General features: G+C 66.8%; 10 protein-coding genes. 6 read left to right on the forward strand and 4 right to left on the reverse strand.

Translation table 11 applies throughout. The features are described from left to right. Nucleotides 1–52: 52 nt before the first annotated feature. Complete coding sequence (locus QE389_RS14500; RefSeq protein ID WP_307368788.1) at nt 53–3043, reverse strand: TonB-dependent receptor domain-containing protein; 2991 nt, start codon at nt 3041–3043, stop codon at nt 53–55. Nucleotides 3044–3383: 340 nt separating this feature from the next. Between QE389_RS14500 and ggt the strand changes: the two genes are divergently transcribed. Both ggt and QE389_RS14510 read left to right on the forward strand, forming a co-directional pair. Continuing rightward, on the forward strand, nt 3384–5123 hold the full coding sequence (gene ggt / locus QE389_RS14505) for a gamma-glutamyltransferase (RefSeq protein WP_307368790.1): 1740 nt from the start codon (nt 3384–3386) through the stop codon (nt 5121–5123). Nucleotides 5124–5152: 29 nt separating this feature from the next. After that, nucleotides 5153–7630: a zinc-dependent metalloprotease gene (locus QE389_RS14510; RefSeq protein ID WP_307368795.1), complete on the forward strand. Its 2478-nt coding sequence runs from the start codon at nt 5153–5155 to the stop codon at nt 7628–7630. Nucleotides 7631–7636: 6 nt separating this feature from the next. On the opposite strand, the gene QE389_RS14515 is transcribed toward QE389_RS14510, so the two are convergent. Continuing rightward, entirely contained in the window at nt 7637–8791 is a 1155-nt protein-coding gene (locus tag QE389_RS14515; RefSeq protein ID WP_307368796.1) for a glycoside hydrolase family 5 protein, read from the reverse strand. A gap of 54 nt (nt 8792–8845) precedes the next feature. Further along, complete coding sequence (locus tag QE389_RS14520) at nt 8846–10090, reverse strand: MFS transporter (protein ID WP_307368798.1); 1245 nt, start codon at nt 10088–10090, stop codon at nt 8846–8848. Nucleotides 10091–10238: 148 nt separating this feature from the next. Between QE389_RS14520 and QE389_RS14525 the strand changes: the two genes are divergently transcribed. Continuing rightward, entirely contained in the window at nt 10239–11141 is a 903-nt protein-coding gene (locus QE389_RS14525; RefSeq protein ID WP_307368800.1) for an SDR family NAD(P)-dependent oxidoreductase, read from the forward strand. Between the two features lie 47 nt (nt 11142–11188). Here QE389_RS14525 and QE389_RS14530 read toward each other — a convergent pair whose 3' ends face one another. After that, nucleotides 11189–13951: a M14 metallopeptidase family protein gene (locus QE389_RS14530; protein WP_307368802.1), complete on the reverse strand. Its 2763-nt coding sequence runs from the start codon at nt 13949–13951 to the stop codon at nt 11189–11191. Nucleotides 13952–14148: 197 nt separating this feature from the next. Between QE389_RS14530 and QE389_RS14535 the strand changes: the two genes are divergently transcribed. From QE389_RS14535 to QE389_RS14545, 3 genes are all read left to right on the forward strand, one after another. Then, nucleotides 14149–14745, forward strand: coding sequence for an RNA polymerase sigma factor (locus QE389_RS14535; RefSeq protein WP_307368804.1), 597 nt, complete (start codon nt 14149–14151; stop codon nt 14743–14745). After that, nucleotides 14717–15673 (forward strand): FecR domain-containing protein, encoded by a 957-nt coding sequence (locus QE389_RS14540; RefSeq protein WP_307368806.1) that lies wholly within the window; start codon nt 14717–14719, stop codon nt 15671–15673. The genes QE389_RS14535 and QE389_RS14540 overlap by 29 nt, the downstream gene beginning before the upstream one ends. A 168-nt stretch (nt 15674–15841) precedes the next feature. Beyond that, the gene (locus tag QE389_RS14545; protein WP_307368808.1) at nt 15842–19150 is read left to right on the forward strand and encodes a TonB-dependent receptor; all 3309 of its coding nucleotides are present in this window, start codon (nt 15842–15844) and stop codon (nt 19148–19150) included. The last annotated feature ends 5 nt before the right edge of the window (nt 19151–19155 follow it).

Consider the following 19155-nt stretch of genomic DNA (forward strand, 5'->3'; position numbering starts at 1 on the left):
GCGACTGAAAAAGTAACGGGCGGAGGGGCGACCCTCCGCCCGTCGGGCAGGGTTAGAAGGTCTTGCGGAAGTTGACGTACCAGTAGCGGCCGTAGGGCTGATACACGGTGCCGAGATAGCCTCCCGCCGACAGGGGCGGCTGTTCGTCGCTGAGATTGCGCACGCCCAGCCGGATCGAGGTGTCGGACAGGGCGCCCTGATCGAACTGATATTCGGCATACAGGTTGGCCGTCAGCGTCGAATCGATCGTCCAGTAGTCGCCGGTCGAATTGACCAGGCTGCTGTCGTACATGGACGAGATATACTGGCTGAAGGCGCCCACCGTCAGGTTTTGATAGCGCCAGCTTCCCGACAGCGACCACTTCCATTCCGGCCGGCCCTGGTCGTCGATCAGGTCGCCCATCCGGCCGCCGAATGTGATGGAGGCGGGGATGGAGCCGGCGTCGCGCGCGGCCTGCAGATCCTGCATGCCCGGCGACATTTCGAGATAGTATTTGATCAGGTGCGAGACGTTCAGGTTCAGGCTGAAATCCCCGACCCGCGTGCCGCGCAGGTTCCACATCACGCCCAGGTCCAGCCCCTCGACCGTCTGGGGCTGCTGGTTGCTGTAGGCGTCGGTGATGTACTGCACTTCGCCCACCGGGGTCAGGCCGGTGCCGGCGAAGATGGCCTGGTCCGCCGCCGTCGGATCGGCGCGTATGACATTGGGGTTTGAGCCGCCGCTCTTGCGCAGCAGATAGTCCAGGATCAGGGCGTTCTGCCCCCGGAACAGGCCGACCATGCCGGTCTGTTCGACCTTCCACAGGTCCGCCGTGACGGTGAACTCCCCCAGTTGCTCGGGCAGGAAGCGCGGCTGGATCACCACGCCGACCGAGGTGGTTTCGGACTCTTCGGGCTGAAGGTTCGGATTGCCCGACCGCCGCTCGGCCGTCAGCTTGCGGACGTGGGTCTGGGTGGCGTTGGCCTTGTCGGCGAAGGTGTTGGGAATCTGCGACACTGTGCTGGCGCCGCACTGGTTCATATTGGTGATGGCGCCGCGACGCAGCAGGGCCTCGCAATAGATGTAGTCGTTGGAGCTGTTGGACCGCGTGATCACGGTGGCGTTGATCTGCTCCAGGTTGGGCGCGCGGAAGCCCTGGGCCCAGGAGGCGCGGATGCGGAACCCGTCCACGATGTCCCAGGCGCCGGCGATCTTGGGCTTGGCCACGTCGCCGAAGTCCGAATAGTTCTCGAACCGGCCCGCCAGCTGGACCTCCAGATTATGCACCAGCGGAATGTTCATCTCGGGCGAGACGAGCGGGGCGGCGACCTCCAGATAGGCCGAGAAGACGTCGCGTTCGCCGTAGGTGTCGGGGTTCTCGGACGAGTTGATCAGGTCGCTATAGGTCGCGCCCGACTTGTCGGTGTAGCGGATCGTGCCGTCGATGCGGCTGTCGCGGTCGTCCAGCTGGCTCTCGGTGCGGAACTCGATCCCTGCGGCCATGCCGACGGGGCCGCCCGGAAGCTGGAAGACGTCGGGGCGCGAGATCTTGAAGTCCCACAGGCCCAGCTCCGTCTTGGTCTTTCGCACCATGTCCACGCGGATGGCGTCCAGCGCCGCCTGGTTGGACGGGGTGGAATCGCCGAAACGCGGACTGGCCGGGTCGCCGCCGTTGAAGAAGTTGTAGGCGTCGGGCGTCGATTTGGCCGCCCATTCGGCCAGCCGCGTGGTCGAGATGTTGTCCGACACGTCCTTGGCCGAGGCCTCGGACCAGACCAGCGCCGATTCCCAGCGCCAGCCGCGCCAGTCGCCGCGCAGGCCGCCCAGAATGCGGTACTGTTCATTGGTGACGTCGACGTTGATCGGCCCAAGGTCGTTGAAGCGGTAGCCGGTCAGACGAACGTCGCGCTGGAACGGGTTGTAATAGTTGGTCCCTGGAATGGTCATGACCACCGACGACAGGGTGTTGATCGGCGCCTGACGGGCATGGGACTGGGCCCGATAACCGCCCAGTTCACCAAAGAATTCCACTGCGTCGTTGATCTTGTAGCGGCCGGTCAGGAACAGGTTGTAGCGGTCGACCTCGGGAATGACGGTCAGGTTTTCCTGAGCCGTGTCGGCCAACAGGGACGGATCGATGTTGGTCGTCTTCTTGAGGCACAGGCCGTTGGCCAAGGCAGCGGCGCATCCTGAAAGGGTCGATGGCTGGATGGTGAAGGTGGTGAACCCAGTCACGGCGCCATAGCTGGCCGAGCCGCTGGCCAGGGTGAACTGGCCCCAGGGCGTCAGGGACGACAGGCCGTTCAAGCCGGAATTGTTCTCGAACCCGGTCCCGGCGAACAGCGGGCGCTTGTCGTCCGAGGCCGTGTAGGGCTGCTCCAGCGTGGTCAATTCGCTGCGGTGGTCGTAGTTGAAGAAGGCCGAGACGTTGCCGCGTCCCTCGGCGATGTCCTGCCCGCCGTAGAGCGAGAAGTTGAACTCGCGCAGGCCCGTGCCCTCGGCCCCGCCGTACTGGCTGGAGACGGTCCAGTCGGTCATGTCGTCGCGCAGGACGGTGTTGACCACCCCGGCCACGGCGTCCGCGCCATAGATGGCGGCCGCGCCGTCGCGCAGCACCTCCAGACGCTTCAGGCCCGAAACCGGAATTGCGTTGGTGTTGTAGGTCAGGACCGGCACCAAATGCTCGTTCGCCTGAGACGTCGGATGGCCCACGACGCGCCGGCCGTTCAGCAGGACCAGGGTGTTGCCGATGCCCAGGTTCCTCAGGTTGACCGATCCCGTGTCGCCGCGCGCCGAGTTGGACGAAGCCGGCAGGTAGCTGGCGTTGAAGGTCACGTCGCCCATTTGCGGGATGGAGCGCAGAAGTTCGTCGCCGGAGGAGGCTGCGGTCGCCAGGATCTGCTCTTCGCCGATGACGGTCACGGGCAGGGCCGCCGTCACCTTGGCGCCCCGGATCTGAGAGCCGACCACCACGACCTCTTCGACTTCGGCGGGCTGCGGGTCGACCGCCTCCTGCGCGACGGCGGCGGTGGCGGCCCCGAACAGGGCCGTCGTGGCCAACATGGTCGTCCTAAGACTGTGGTGAGCGAAGGTTGTACGCATGGTCTTGGTATCCCCGGTTACTGATCATCGAACTCGGTGTCCCCCGATGTTCATGCGGCGTGAGATCGCTGCCTTCCGCTTCCGGGAAGGACGCGCACAGACGAATGGCCGCAGAGAAGACTAGAAACCGCCACAATGGCGGCGTCAACCATTCGAGGTGAAAATTTACATATGTTGCATATTCTGAGCAATATAATCACAAGTTGTGCGGGTTGAATCCGGCCTTGGCGCAATGCTATCGCTGATAAGGTGTAGTGTTCTGGCTGCCGGCCGGCGGCTGGCTTGTCGTGGGGAGTTGTTCGTGCGTTCACAAATGCGGTTTGCGGCGGTCGCTGTCGCTGCGCTTCTGGCGGGCTGGCCGGCCTTCGCCCAAGAGGTCTCTACCCCGGTTCGTCCCGCGACAGGCAGCGGCGGCGACATTGTCAGCTACGGCCAGATTCACAGTCCGGTCGTCGGTCGCGGCGGCATGGTGGTCAGCCAAAGCGATCCGGCCACGCGGGTCGGGGTGGACGTGCTGCGGCGGGGCGGCAATGCGGTGGATTCGGCCATCGCGGTGGCCTTCGCGGAGGCCGTGACCCTGCCCCGCGCCGGCAATATCGGCGGCTCGGGCTATATGGTCGTGCATATGGCCGCGACGGCGGATCGGCCGGCCCAGGACATCGCCATAAACTACTACGGCGTGGCCCCTGCGGCGACGACGCCGGACTTGCTGCTGGGGTCTGACGGCAAGTTCGACCGCTCCAAACCCTCGGGCTTCATCAATGTCGCCGTGCCCGGCACGGTCATGGGCATGTGGGAGGCGCACCGGCGCTTCGGCTCCATGCCCTGGGCCGACCTGATCGCGCCGGCCATCCGCCTGGCCGAGGACGGTTATGTCCTGTCGGACGGCGAGGCGGACGCCACAGCCGGCCGGGCGCGGGTTCTGGCCAACGATCCGGGCGCGCGCGAGGCCTATCTGAAGCCGGACGGCGCCCCCTATCGGGCAGGCGAAGTCTTCCGCCAGCCGCTTTTGGCCGAGAGCCTGCGCAAGGTCGCCCGCGGTGGGGCCGACGAATTCTATAAGGGCGATCTGGCCCGTCAGATCGTGGCGGGCATACAGGCCCACGGCGGCGTCATCACCCTGGCCGACATGGCCGCCTATCGCGCCGACGTGTCCGAACCGATCTGGGGCAGCTATCGGGGCGATCGCATCGCCTATATGCCGCCGACCGCCTCGGGCGTCAGCGTCGCCGAGGCGCTGAACCTTCTGGAGCATTTCGACCTGAAGGCCATGGGATGGGGCAGCGTCGACAGTCTTCATCTGATCGCCGAGGCGATGAAGATCACCTCGTCCGATCGTCGGCTGATCGGCGGGGCGCCCCAGTGGAACGCGCCGGCCCACGGCCTTGCCAGCAAGGGCTACGCCGCCGAGCGGGTGAAGTTGATTTCGCTGGATCGGTCGCTGAGCGGCGCCGACATTCCCGAGGGCAATCCCTATCCGTTCGAGAGCAAGGACACGACCCACTTTTCGGTGGCGGACGACCGGGGCAATGCCGTCTCGAACACCTACACCCTGTCCAACTCCTATGGCGCGCATGTCGCCCCGGAGGGGACCGGAATCCTGCTGAACAACAATCTGGACAACTTCGCCTGGGGTACGCGGGGCCAGCCCAACTCGCCTGCGCCCGGCAAGCGTCTGGGTTCCACCATCACCCCGATGATCGTGTTCAAGGACGACAAGCCCTGGCTGGTCACGGGCACGCCGGGCGGCGGCTACATCATCGCCACCATGGTCCAACTGATCTCTAACGTCATCGACCACGACCTGAACATCGCCGAGGCCGCCATGCGGCCGCGCCTGAACCAGGGCGGAGGCGACAGCCCGCTGGAGCTTGAGGGCGGATTCTCGCCCGATGTGGAGCGGTTGCTGCGCGCGCGGGGCCATACGGTTCGACCGTCCATGACCATGGGCAGCACGCAGTCGATCATGATCGAGGGCGACCGCTTCCTGGGGGCCGCCGATACGCGCCGGCCGGACGCCCTGGCCCTGGGCGTGCGCTGAGGTCGGCCGAAACGAAGGGGAGGGCGAGGATGCGTGGGATTCTGATGGCGGGCGCCGCCGGTCTGGTTCTGATCGGCGCGGGCGAGCCGGCGGCGGCGCAGTCGACGACGCCTGCCCCGTCATCGGCCGTCTCCGAGGCGTCGGCGGCCTGGCGTAGCGGCCTGTTCGCCGTGCGGACCGATCCGCAAAAGGGCAAGGTGACGGTGCGTCTGCCCGCGCCAGGCCCCGATGGGGTGCTGGGCCGATATCTCTATCAGCCGGGGCTGTCGGCGGGGCTGGGCCTGGATGGGGCGGGGTTGGACAGGTCGGGCCTGGGCCAGTCCCAGGTGGTGGTCTTTCGCAAGGTCGGCAATCGCGTCTTCGCCGTGTTCGAGAACAACCGCTTCCGCGCCGAAGACGCCGATGCGGATCAGGTGAACGCCGTCGCCGCCTCTTTCGCCGCGCCCGTGGTCTGGTCCGGCGAAGTGATCGAGACGGGGGTGGACGGAGCAATCACCTTCGATCTGTCCGGGTTTCTGGAGCGGGATGCGGTCAACGCCGTCGGCCGTCTCAAACGCGCCCGCCTGGGGACGTTCAAGCCTGCGCCGACGCTGAGCTTCATCGACGCGGGCCAGACGCTGGTTTTCCCCGAGAACGTCGAGTTCGAGACGGTCCAGACCTTCACCAGCGACGAGCCGGGCGCCGACCTGTCGCGTGTCTCGCCCGAGACGCGGGCGGTGACGTTGGGGGTGCATCACTCTTTCATCCGCCTGCCGGACGACGGCTTCCAGCCCGTGCCGCACGATCCGCGCTCCGGCACCTCGGCGCAGATCGTGGTGACGGACTTCGCCGCCGACCTGGACCATCCCGTCGTCACGCGCCTGGCCCGACGTTTCCGTCTGGAGAAGACCGACCCGACCGCCGCCCGGTCCCCGGTCAGGAAACCCATCGTCTTCTATGTGGACCGCGCGGCGCCGCCCGCCATCCGCCAAGCCCTGATCGAGGGGGGAAACTGGTGGACCCAGGCGTTCGACCGGGCCGGCTACATCGACGCCTTCCGGGTCGAGCTTCTGCCCGAAGGCGTCAATCCGATGGACGCTCGCTACAACATCGTGTCGTGGGTCCACCGCGAGACGCGCGGCTGGTCGACCGGAACCAGCGTCAACGATCCGCGCACCGGCGAGATCGTGCGTGGGGTGGTGCAACTGGGCTCCCTACGCGACCGCCAGGACAAGATGATCTTCGAAGGTCTGGTCGGCGCCGACCGCAGCGGGACAGGGGCCGAGGACGACCCCGACCGTCTGGCCTATCAGCGCCTGCGCCAGCTGTCGGCGCATGAGATCGGCCACGCCCTGGGCATCGCCCATAACTTCGCCGCCTCGACGTTCGAGGGGCGAGCCTCGGTCATGGACTATCCGGCGCCCTGGGTGATCGCGGACGGAGACCGTCTGGACTTCAGCCGGGTCTACACCACCGGCGTCGGCGCCTGGGATCGGTTCGTTGTCGACTGGTTGTATGGGGATGCGCCGGGGCAGGACCCGCAGGCGCGCCGCCTGGCCCTGGCGGCGGACAGCCAAGCGCGGGGCTATCGCTTCGTCAACGACACCGACACACGGCCGCTGGGCAGCCTCCAGCCCTATGGCGCCATGTGGGACAACGGCGCGGACGTGACCGCAGAGTTCGCCAACACCCTGGCGGTGCGTCGCATCGCCCTGTCGCGATTCGGCCTGAACAATCTGCCGGCCGGGGCGCCGGCGGCCGATCTGCGCCGCGTGATCGTGCCGATCTATCTGTATCACCGCTATCAGACGACGGCGGTGGGGCGTCAGATCGGGGGCGTGGACTATGCCTATTCCGTCAGCGGCGACGGGCGCGAGCAGGCCGATCCGGTTTCGGCCGAGCGGCAGCGCGCGGCGCTGGACGCGCTCATGTTGGCCCTGTCGCCCGAGACCCTGGACCTGCCGGATCGGGTAATCGACCTGTTGTCGTCGGCCCAATCGGGCGTGCCGGATCGCCAGACCGATATCGAGCTGTTCGAGGGGCGCACCGATGCGGTGTTCGATCCGTCGTCGGCGGCTGGGGCCGCGACGGAGCCGGTTTATGAGACTCTTTTGGCGCCCGAGCGACTGAACCGGCTGGTGGAGCAGCAGCGCCGCGACCCTTCGCAACTGGGTCTGCAAGAGACGCTGGACCGCATCGCCGTGACCGTGGGGCCGGGCGGCGCCCTCGGCCCGCGTCAGGCTGAACTGCGTCGTGTGGCCCGCGCCCGTTACGCCGCCTATCTGGCCGCCCTGATGCAGGGCAAGGACCTGTCCTCCACGGCTCAAGGCGTGGTGCGCGACGCCGCCAACCGATTTGGCGATCAGTTGAAACGATGCCGAGGGGATCGGAACGAGACGGCCCAATGCGCCTATCTGGCTCAGGCCCTGACCGGCCCGGTCGAGGGATTGAAAGCCCTCGGTGAGACCTTGCCCGTCGCCCAGCCCGTGCCGCCGGGCGCGCCTATCGGCGGCGGCGACTGGCATTGAAGCGGGTCAGTAGCAGTCGGGGTTGAAACGCTCGGTTCCCGACCAGGCGCATTCGCCGCCGATGCAGTCGACCAGATTGTCGCCGAAGCGGTTACGGGCGTGGTCGAACAACTGGAACCAGCCGCCGTCGTCCCAGACGGCGGTGGGCATATGCATCGGTGCGGCGTGGGCGGCGTGGAAACGCGCATACCACAGGCGCACATTGTTGCAGTTCATGGTCGCCAGCGTGCTGTGCCAGCCCACGCCCCATTCGCCGATGAAGACCGGCATGCCCTTGCCCACGGTCGTGGCCCAGTCGGCCATGGTCTGCATGGGCTTTTGCATATCCTCCTCAGTCCAGGGATCGGCGTAGTCGCCCTGATTGTCGCCGGCGAAGGTCCAGGGATTGTAGTGGTGGAAGGTGGCCATGACATAGGGGTCGGCCCCGTCGCCGACCGCCTTCAGATCGGGCCAGGTGCGGGCCATTTCGTCGGCGCCGAACCACTGATTGCCGCCGATCACCACGATGCGGCGGGCGTCGCGCGCGCGGATGCGCTGATAGGCGCGACCCGACATCTCACGCACCATTTCCGGCGCCATGGGCGTGCCGCCCTCCAGATGGGGCTCGTTAAGGATTTCGAAGATCAGTCGGTGGTCGCGGTCGCCGAAGAGGTCGGCGATGTCGGTCCATAGCTGTTCCAGAACGTCGGCGCGGCCGTCCTGCTTCAGCCGCTTTTCGTGGTGAACGTTCAGCACGACGTAGAGGCCGGGCTGGGCCAGGGCGTAATCGACGACCGCCTTCAACGCCTTCAGGCGTGGCGCATTGCGATCGACGCGCCCGGTCTGGGGGTCGGCCAGGGTCGAGCCATCGACGTCTTCGGTCCAGGTGACGGGGATGCGCACGACGCGGAAGCCGCGCGCATAATAGGCGTCGATCTTGGGCCGGGCCGTCGCCAGTGTCGCGGGATGCTGGGTGTTGTCGAACATCTGGCCCAGGTTGAAGCCCTTGCCCATGGCGTCGGCGGCCTCGCGCGCGGTGGGGTTCTGGGCGGCAGTCACGGCCGCCGGCGCTGCGGCCCAGGCGGGCGCCACGGAAACCAACGACAGGGAGATCAACGACAGGGGGGCGAGCGCCAGAAGCGCCAGCCGCACCAGGGCGCGGGAAACAGGGAACGGTCGCATCGGCAGGCTCCTTCGATTGGCAGCCTAGCCCCAAGCCTCCGAAATTGACAACGCTTACCTGACTCGCCGGACGCCCAGCACGGCCAAGCCGCCGGCTAGGGCGATTGCGGCCGACAGGGCCATCAACAGCGGCCAGCCCTGGCGGTCGGGGCCCAGGGCGACCAAGGCCAGAAGCGGGGCCAGGACGGCGGGCAGGGTGTTGGTCAGGTTCATGATCCCCAGGTCGCGCGCCGTATGACGGCGCGACGGCAGAACCTGCGCCACCAAGGCCACGTCCACCGTCGTATAGAGGCCCAGGCCCACGCCGTAGAAGGCGTAGCCGATCAGCGGACCCGGCCACTGGGGCCACAGGGCGAACACCCCCAGACCCGTCGCCACCAGCACGGCCGACAGGACGATGAACAGGCGGCACCGTCGATACCGATCCGACGCCAAGCCGCCGACGAAACCCGATACGACGATCAGCAGGGTCGAAAAGGCGATCAGCCGCGCCAGCCCGCTCTCGACGGTCGACCCGGGAAACCGCTCGCCGTAAAGGGCGTAGTCGGCCAGGTAGAACAACATGAAGGCGTTCACCACGCTGGCAGCGATCTGCATCAAAAACCGCGAGGCCCAGGTGAAGCCGAAATCGGCCGACAGGCGTGTCCTGGGTTCGTCGGTTGACGCTTCCGAAGGTGGAGGCGGCGCCCAGGGCCGTTCGCGCCAGCTCAACAGAAGCGGAAGGATGCAGGCGACGACCAGGGCCGCCAGCAACGCAACGCGCGTCGTCGCGCCCCCGACGTGGGGCAGGGCGATCAACAGACCGCTGGCCGCCCCCATCGGCGGGCCAAGGCCCAGAAAAGCCGCGACGCGGCCCTTCTGCACATCGGGCACGACATCGGCCAGGACGGCGTTCAGCGGGGCGAACATCAGGTTGAAGGCCAGCTGGAAGGCGACCGCCCCGGCCAGCAAGGCCGTGGGCGTCTGGGCCCAGGCGATCAGACCATAGGCGACGATCACCCCTGCCAGACCGGCGATAATCCACGGACGCCGCCGCCCGAACCGGCTGCGCGTCCGGTCGCTGGCCCAGCCCGCCGCCAGATTGGCGACGCTGGCCGTCATTGCGCCCGACAGGGAAACGAGGCTGAGCAGGGCCACCTTGTCGCCCGAGGCCAGCGCCTGCGCCTGCAACGGAACGATCAACGACAGCAGCGGCACGAAGCCGATGAAACCGCCGATATAGGCCAAGGTCAGGGCCGCGATGAAGCCGGGCCCCACGCGCGGGGGCGACGGCGTGAAGGCGGCGTCGGCGTCGTTCATCGCGCCACAGTGGCCGGTGTCGGCCTGGGCGGCGAGCGAAATTCGCGCGGCCGATCATTTCCGTTTTCCTCCTGTGTCTTGGGGCGGCAGGCTTGCCTGACGCACGGTCATGGTGATCCTGTCGCCCCAAGACACAGGAGGAACGACGATGCGGTTTGACGGTCAGGTGGCGATCGTGACGGGGGCGGGCGGCGGTCTGGGGCGCGAACACGCCCTGGCGCTGGCGGCGCGGGGGGCCAGGGTGGTGGTCAACGATCTGGGCGGCGCGCGCGATGGCTCGGGCGGATCGGCGACGGCGGCCGAAGCCGTGGTCGCCGAGATCGACGCGGCGGGCGGCGAGGCGATGGCCAATGCCGCTTCCGTCACGGATTACGCCGCTGTTCAGGCCATGGTGGAGGCCGCCATGGCCAAATGGGGCCGCATCGACATCCTGGTGAACAACGCCGGTGTTCTGCGGGACAAGACCTTCGCCAAGATGGAGTTGGAGGACTTCCGCTTCGTCGTGGACGTGCATCTGATGGGGGCGGTCAACTGCACCAAGGCGGTATGGGAGATCATGCGGGCCCAGAACCACGGGCGCATCGTCATGACGACGTCGTCCTCGGGCCTCTACGGCAATTTCGGCCAGTCGAACTATGGGGCGGCCAAGATGGCGCTGGTCGGGCTGATGCAGACCCTGGCCATCGAGGGCCAGAAGAACGACATCCGCGTCAACTGCCTGGCGCCCACGGCCCACACCCGCATGACCGAAGACCTGGGCGCGGCTCTGCCGCTGGAGGCCCTGGGGCCGGAACTGGTGACGCCGGGCCTATTGTATCTGGTCAGCGCGGACGCGCCCACGCGCTGCATCCTGGCGGCAGGCGCCGGGGGCTTCGAACGGGCCTATGTGACCCTGACCCAGGGCGACTTCATCACCGGCCCGGATGCGCCCGAACAGGTCGCCGCCCGCTTCGACGCCATCTCTGACCGCACCGGCGAGATCGTGCCGGACATGGGCGCCGCCCAGGGGATGATCGAACTGACCAAGGCCCAGAAGGCCCACGCCGGCTGAGGCTGGGCCTGGTCGCGGCGGGCCGGCGCCCGCCGCGAGTGGCAGACTTACGGTCGGCGCGAGGCCGCCGGGCCGTAGAACAGAGCGTTGAACAGCAGGCGGGTGGAGGCGCGCGCCTGAGCGCGGTTCACCACGTCCGGTCCCAGGACGATGATCCGCCCCTGGCCGTGCGGCAGGTCCAGCACCGCATCGGCGCCCGACAGCTTCTGCGGCCCGATGGCCCAGCCGCTGGAGACCGCGACCTGGTCCGGATAGCGGACGATGGATGCGCCGTCCCCGGCATGGCGGAAGCCCGTGTTGCGGTTAAAGAAGACGTCCAGCTGGTCGGTGACGCCGAAGGCCAGGGGGCGGCGGTTGTCCACCTCGGTCCGCAAGAGGGCGCCGGGGATGAAGAAGTCGGTCGAGGCCGGCGGCTTGCCGTTCGCGCCCAGCAGCACGTCCTGGACCGGCGCCCCCAAGGCCGCCGCCAGACGGTGGGCCGAGCCGATGGTCACGACGCTGCCGCCGCTGCGCACGAAGGCGTCGATCTGCGGATAGGTCTTGTCGGCGCTGATGGTCCCCAGCCAGGGGCGATACTCGGCCGGGATGGACGCGGGCTCCGGCTGGTCGCGCTGATCAGAAAGGTCGGCGGGAATCATGTCCGAGGCGAAGACCAGGACGTCGAAATCCTTGGCCAGATCACCGGCGTCCAGGCGCTGCGGATAAACGATCTGGAACGGATACTCGTACTGCTCTAGCAGCCAACGGGTCCACCCGGACGCCATCGAGCCGCCGTAGCGATCCACCAGGCCGATGCGCACGGGTTTCAGGGCGATCCTGTCGCCGCCCGGCGCGCGCGCGGCGGCGTAGGCGTTCAGGCCCAGGTCGCGCACCGCCGCCTCCACGATCGGGCGTGCCTTGTCGTCGGCCGGGATCCACAGGGCGCCGGGCGCCAAGGCGGCGGCGCCCGCCCGCGTTTCGCCGGCTTGCCAGAAGACCGGGACGCCGGCCGCCAGCAGGCGGTTGGACAGGATGTAGCCATTGACTGGCGCGTGGTCGATCAGCCAGCCGGCGCGGCCGGAGCCTTCGATCCTGCCGGGCGGCGGCGCCATAACGTCGGGAACCCGCTCGGTCGGCGCGTCGAAGCCGTCCAGGATGCGGTCGAACTTCACCCCCATCTGCAAAGCCAGGGTGTAGCCGGTGGCGTCATAGGGCAGCTTGGGCGGGCCGCCCGGATATTGCAGATCGTGCGGGTGATCCTGCGGCTCGAACATGTCCAGCACGTGCGGGCGATAGGCCTGGGCCGTGCGCACGACATAGGAACCGGCCGGATAGGTCTTGCCCTGAACGGTGAAGGCGCGGGTGGCGCGGTCCACGTCCACCCCGGTCTTGATCAGGCTGTTCAGGAAGGCCACGGCGGTCGGCAGGTCGGCCTGATCGGCTGGTACGATGTAGCCGCGCGGGTCGCGCCGCTCCGGCGCATGCAGGACACGCTCGTAAAGGGCGGGGTCGATGCGACGGGCGTTGTCGCCGGCCGCCGCCTCCAGCGCTTCGATCCCGGAGGGCGTAATGCGCCAAGTGTCGGTATTGCCCTTGTCAATGGCGTTCTGGCCCATGCGCCAGATGTTGAACAGCAGCCTGTCCTTGTTGCGCGAGGCGTAGTTGAGGACGGCCCGGTTGATCGACTGGGAATAGGCGATGGACTGACCGAAACGCCAGGTCTGCGGCGCGATCGGCATGGGCAGGTCGTTACGCGGCAACTGGTTGTCGGGAACCAGGCTGATGCGGCTGGGCGTCGGATGACCCGTGATCTCGGTCAGCAGGCCCACAGCGTTGTGGAAATAGGTGACGGACCGCTCCATCCCATTGTTCCAGGTGGAATAGTTCGCACCGCTGCGCATGGTCGAGCCGGGCTTGCCCTCCTCGATCAGGCGGCTGTGCATGGCCGCCCCGACCTCGGACAAGGTGCTCATGATCAGGGGGTCGTAGTTGTAGTTGAAGGGGTCGCGGAACGGCGGCATGAACACCACGGTGCCGGCCGGGGCCGTCTGATGGTGGTTGTAGATGATCTGCGGAAACCACTCGCGGAAGAACTGCCGGTTGACGTTGGTCGTCTCGGTCATGGCCGACAGATAGTAGTCGCGGTTGTTATCGTGGCCGACGTACTTCTGGTACAGGACTGGAATGGAGTCGAACTCGCGCCTTCGCGGGTCGGCGTTTCGCATGTACCAGTTGGAGACCAGCTCCATTCCGTCGGGGTTCAGCGGCGCGAACAGGATGATGGTGTCGTTCAGGACGCGCAGGGCCTCGAAATCCTGGGCGGTCAGCCATTCATAGACGGTGGCGATCAGGGCCTGGGGCGGGACGGTTTCGGTGGCGTGCAGGCCGCCGTCGATCCAGACCACAGCCTTGCCCTCTGCGGCCATGGCGCGGGCCTCGGCCTCGCTGACGCCCTCGGCCTTGGCCAGGCGACGGGCGATCTCTTGATAGCGGTCCAGATGCGCCAGATTCTCGGGCGTGGAGACGATGGCGATGTACTGGGTGCGGCCTTCTGAGGATTTGCCGATCTCCACCAGCTTCATCCGGTCGGACTGTCCGGCGAGGGTCTTCAGATAGGCTTCCCACTGGGTGTAGTTCACCAGCTGATAGTCGGCCCCGATGTCGAAGCCGAAGGCTTCGCGCGGGGTTGTGATGTGGGAAGACGGCGCCGCCGACGTCGTGGCGACCGGCGGGGCGGCCGCCTCCAGCGCCAGCGTGCTGGTGGAAGACAGCGCCAGGAGCGCCAATCCGGTGGTCAAGCCGGCGGAGAGGCCGGCGATGGAACGGGACATGCGATCTCCTGAAGCGGTCGTTGTGGTGGGCCGGCGCGAAACGTCGCCCAACGTGGGCCTTTCCTGGCGGGGACGCAATTTGCGCGACCCCGATCCAGGACGCGCATGCGCGCCATTTTCCTCCACCACGTTGGCGGATGGTGGTGAAATTCACCAGATGGCTTGAGTCCGTCTGTTTTGCCATGTCATGACAAGGCATGGGGGTATCGGACGAACGGGCGCAGTGGCTGGCCAGCCACGTCATGCCGCATGAGGCGGGCCTGCGCGGCTGGCTGCGTCGCAGCCGTCAGGCCGAGTTCGACATCGACGACATCGTGCAGGAGGCCTACGCCAAGCTGGTGACGACACCGGACGTGGCAGGCATCGGCAATGTCCGCGCCTATTTCTACCGAACCGCGTATTCCGTTCTGGTCAGCCGGCTTCGACGCAAGAATGTGGTTTCGATCCAGTCTCTTGCGGATATCGAGGCGCTGGAGACGGCCGTGGACACGATCACGCCCGAAGACCAGTTGATGGCCCGCAACGCGCTGCAGCATCTGAGCGACGTCATCCGCCGGATGCCTGAAAAGACCCAGAGGGTGTTCGTGCTCAGCCGCGTGTCCGGCCTGTCGCAAAAGGAGATCGCGCATCAGACGGGCTATCCCGAAAGCACCGTCGAGAAACACATCGCCAAGGGATTTTCCCTGTTGATGGCCGCTTATGCGAATGGAGGATTCGAAGGGCTTGCAACGTCTAGGGGTGTGAAACAGAAACACGGACGTGTGCATGGACGAGCCGAAAAGCCAGGACGTTGATCAAACCGCCTGCCTCTGGGCGGCGCGGCTCGACGACGGCCCGCTGCCGGCGGCGGATCGGACGCGGCTTGACGCCTGGCTGGCGGCCGATGTCCGACACCTGGGCGCGTTCGCGCGGGCGCGGGCCGTGGCCGTGCACAGTCGCCGGGCCGGCGGGCTGGCGGGCGGCACGCCGCTGAGGTCGTTGTCGCTGTCGTCCCAGCCGCGCGGGGAGCTGAACCGTCGCGCCCTGATCGCGGCCTGCGTGCCGGCCGCCCTGGGCGGGGTCGGCGCCTGGGCCCTGCTGCGGCAGAGCGCCGATCCGTTCAGCACGCGCAAGGGCGAAACCCGGGTCGTGCCCCTGGACGATGGTTCGGTCATGACGGTGAACACCCTGTCCGCCGGCGTCGTCCGATACGGTCAAAGCGCCCGCACGGTGGTGCTGAAGACCGGAGAGGCCCTGTTCAACGTGGTCGCGGATGTCGGTCGGCCCTTCGTCGTCCGTTCGGGCGACACCACCGTGATGGCAAACGGGGCCAACTTCCTGGTGCGTCGCTTAGGCGACCAGCCAGTGGAGGTCGTGTCGTTCGGCGGCGATGTCGAGATCAAGGGCGACGTCGGCCATCGACTGAAGCTGGCCGCCAACACCCAGGCGGTGGTGCGCGAGGGCGCGCGTCCTCAATCCGTCGGCGAAGTGGATGCGGACCGCGAACTGGCCTGGCGGCGGGGCCGCATCCAGCTGGAAAACGAAACCTTGTCGCAGGCGGCTCTGGAGTTTGCGCGCTACAGCGACACGCCCATCGTCATGGCGGACGCGGGCGTGGCGGACCTGAGGATAACGGGGTTGTTCGTCGCCAACGATCCGGTCGCCTTCGCCAAGGCCGCCGCGGGCAGCCTGGACCTGAAGGTCGATGTGAACGCCGAGCAGATCGTTCTGGCGCGGGTCTGACACAATCGCGATTTTCCGGCCGCAATTTCTGGCCGCGACGTCCCAGCCGAATCCAGCTTCGGGCGGCGGTCGAATAGGCCGCCGTTTTTATTTGGAGGAAATGCGACGGCGTTGCGTCTCAGACATGACCCGCGGGGGCGGGCGACTTAGACGAACGGGGGTTCGGGCGTGACGATATCTTGGAAGCAGGGATTGGCGGGCGGCGCGGCGGGGATGGCGCTGCTGCTTGCGGCGGGCGGGGCGTGGGCGCAGAGCCGCGCCTTCAATGTGCCGGCCCAGCCGATCTCTCAGGCGATCACGGAACTGGCGCGCCAGGGCGGCGTGCAGATTTCGGCGCCGACCGGCCACCTGTCGGGCGTCCGCTCGCGGCCCCTGACGGGGGCGATGGATGTGGCGACGGCGGTCGACCGCCTGATCGAGGGTACGGACCTGGAAGTCGTCAGCCGGGAAGGTTCGACCTTCGTGCTACGCCAGCGCCCTACGTCGGCCGGCGCGACCCAGGTAGAGGACGTGGTCGTGGTCGGCAGCCGGATCAAGGGCACCCGCATCAATGAAGCTCTGCCGGTCACGGTCCTGGGCGGGGACGAGATCGACGCGGCGGGGGCGGTGGACGGCGACGACCTGTTTCGCGCCATTTCCCAGGCAGGAGACGTGAACTTCAACGACGCCGACACGGACAACGGCGGCATCAACAATGCGCGCGGCGACGTGGCCTCCATCGATCTGCGCGGCCTGGGCACCGGCAATACCCTGGCCCTGCTGAACGGTCGCCGGCTGGTGAACCACCCCGGCACCCAGGTCGAGAATTTCGTGCCGGTCACGACGGTCAACACCAACGCCATCCCCGTGATGGGCGTGCAGCGTGTGGAGGTGCTGGCCGACGGCGCCGCCGCCCTGTTCGGCACGGATGCGGTCGCGGGCGTGGTGAACACTGTCCTGCGCAGCAACTTCGAGGGCTTCACCGCCCAGGCCGGCCTGGGCCGCGACGAAGGCGGGATGGAGGAATACTCCTTCAATTTCCAGGCGGGCCGGAACTTCAACGACGGCCGCACCAACATTTCGGTCATGGGCGACTATCTGACCCGCGACCCCTTGTTCATCTGGGAGCGACCCTACGCTACTGTGGAAGGCCGCGCCTCTCGGTTCGGGGATCGCGCGACGGGGTTGGACTATACCACTTACAGCACGATCACGGCCTGGGCCGAAGGGCTGCGTCTGAACCCGAACACCTACCAGCTGGACAAGACCGCCGCTTCGGTCAGCGGCCGCCGCCTGACCAGTTCGACCGGCGCCTTTCATGTCCAGCCCTCGACCAATCCGGGCTGCGTGGCCAATGGATTCCGCGCCGGCACCTGTTTCGACGACGGCGTCCTGACTCTCAGCGGCGCGAACGACGACGCCAATCTGCGCTATGACCTGGACACGATGCGCACCATCGGTTCGGCGGTAGAACGCGCCAATCTGTTCGGCTTTCTGAATCACCGCTTCGACAACGGGATCGAGGCGTTCGGCGAGGCGGGCTACTATTGGGCCGAGACTTGGTCGCAACGCCAGCAGGACGCGCCGCTGGACTATCAGCGGGTGCTGATGTCGCGGACAGCCTATTGGAACCCGCTGGGCGCCGCGGGCGTGACGGCCCGCCTGCCGGGCCTGACCTCGGTGCCGACCACGGGCGCTGCGGTGGAGGTTCAGGATTTCCGCTTCGCCGACCTGGGCAACCGCGAGGTGAATGTGGAGAACGTCTCCACCCGCTTTGTCGGCGGTTTGCGCGGCCAATGGCGCGGCTATGACTGGGAGACGGGGCTGCTGTATTCGATGTCCCGCACCGAGGACGTCATGGATGCGGTCAGCATGACCGGCCTTCAGGCGGCCATCAACCGGACCACGCCGGACGCCTATAATCCCTTCGCGGGCGGAGATTTGAACAGTCCCAAGGACGGCGACTTCACCGTCAACAATCCCGACACGATCAACAGCTTCATGGTCAAGGCGGGGCGCACGTCGCGCACCGAGCTGATGCAATGGGACTTCCACCTGTCGCGGCCGGATCTGTTCCAACTGCCCGGCGGGGATGTTGGCCTGGCCGCCGGGGTCGAGGCGCGCCGCGAGACCTTCAAGGAGACTCGCGACGACCGTTTGAACGGCACGATCAACTTCACCGACCTTACCGGCCAGACCTTCCAGAGCGACATCATGGGCGTGACCTTCACGCCCAACAGTTCGGGCGCGCGCAACGTCTATTCGGCCTTTGCGGAACTGGCCGTGCCCGTGGTGTCGCCCGAGATGAACGTTCCGTTGGTCCGATCCATCGACGTTCAGCTGGCCGGCCGGGTCGAGCAATATTCCCTGTTCGGCACGGTCGGGGCGCCCAAGATCGCCGTGTCCTATCGTCCGACCGAGTGGCTGATGTTCCGAAGCGCCTGGTCCAAGGGCTTCCGTGCGCCAACGCTGATGCAGTTGCACCAGCCCGATTTCGAGCGGTCCAACTCCCGGCGTGATTATGCGGCCTGCGCCGTGCAGCTGAAGATCGTGGCGATCCCGACGCTGACGACGAACAACGAATACTGCACTTCGGAATCCCGCGTCGAGCGGCGCTCCGGAAACCTGAACCTCAATCCCGAACGCTCGAAGAATTTCACCGCCGGCGTGGTGTTCGAGCCGAAGCTGTGGCCGTCGAAATACGGCGTCCTGACCGCGACCGCAGACTACTGGCGGATCGATCAGAAGGATCTGGTGGGCATTTTCGGCGGCACGAACCAGCTGATCATGGACTACTATCTGCGCCAGATCGGCAGTTCCAATCCGAACGTCGTCCGGGCTGCGCCGGACGCCCAGCAGATCGCGGACGGGCAGGCGGCGGGCCTTGCGCCGGTGGGCGACCTGCTCTCGATCAACGATGTCTATCTGAACCTTCAGCCGCGCACGTCTGAAGGCATGGACTATCGTCTGCACTACAGCCTGCGTCGTACTCCGCTGGGCAGTTTCACCTGGACGCTGAACGCCAGCCAATGGCTGAAAATGTATCAGGAACCGAACGCCGATTATCAGCTGTTGCTGGACGGTCTGCGCGACGGCGTGATTTCCGGCGTCGCAGTGGGCGGTGTCGAAGAACTGGTGCGTCGCAACGGCCGGCCTGAGTGGAAGATCACTTCGACCGTGACCTGGCGCAAGGACGCCTGGACCGTGGGCCTTTATTCCAGCTACGTCGACGACTACTTCGACACCTCGGCCTATATGGCCGAGAAGAATCCGGATGGATCGCAGAACTATTGGGTCGTCGATCATTGGTTGACGCACAATCTGTACGTCCAGTACGAGTTGGAGCATGGTCCGCTGGCTGGGACGCGGCTGCGGATCGGCGCCCGCAACATCACCAACGAAGAGCCGCCGCTGGCCAATGAGCGATTCGGCTATGATGGCCGTCTGCACTCCAACCGGGGCCGCTGGTGGTACGCCACGATCCGCAAGGAATTCTGAGGCGG

Origin of the sequence: Brevundimonas sp. SORGH_AS_0993, assembly GCF_030818545.1 — a bacterium.
In the GTDB taxonomy this organism is placed as follows: domain Bacteria; phylum Pseudomonadota; class Alphaproteobacteria; order Caulobacterales; family Caulobacteraceae; genus Brevundimonas.

Bases quoted from the DNA above. Each gene is read 5' to 3' on its own strand.
- QE389_RS14515 (WP_307368796.1), bottom strand. From the start codon at position 8,791: ATGCGACCGTTCCCTGTTTCCCGCGCCCTGGTGCGGCTGGCGCTTCTG.
- QE389_RS14525 (WP_307368800.1), top strand. From the start codon at position 10,239: ATGCGGTTTGACGGTCAGGTGGCGATCGTGACGGGGGCGGGCGGCGGT.
- QE389_RS14500 (WP_307368788.1), bottom strand. From the start codon at position 3,043: ATGTTGGCCACGACGGCCCTGTTCGGGGCCGCCACCGCCGCCGTCGCG.
- QE389_RS14520 (WP_307368798.1), bottom strand. From the start codon at position 10,090: ATGAACGACGCCGACGCCGCCTTCACGCCGTCGCCCCCGCGCGTGGGG.
- QE389_RS14535 (WP_307368804.1), top strand. From the start codon at position 14,149: ATGGGGGTATCGGACGAACGGGCGCAGTGGCTGGCCAGCCACGTCATG.
- QE389_RS14510 (WP_307368795.1), top strand. From the start codon at position 5,153: ATGCGTGGGATTCTGATGGCGGGCGCCGCCGGTCTGGTTCTGATCGGC.
- QE389_RS14540 (WP_307368806.1), top strand. From the start codon at position 14,717: ATGGACGAGCCGAAAAGCCAGGACGTTGATCAAACCGCCTGCCTCTGG.
- QE389_RS14530 (WP_307368802.1), bottom strand. From the start codon at position 13,951: ATGTCCCGTTCCATCGCCGGCCTCTCCGCCGGCTTGACCACCGGATTG.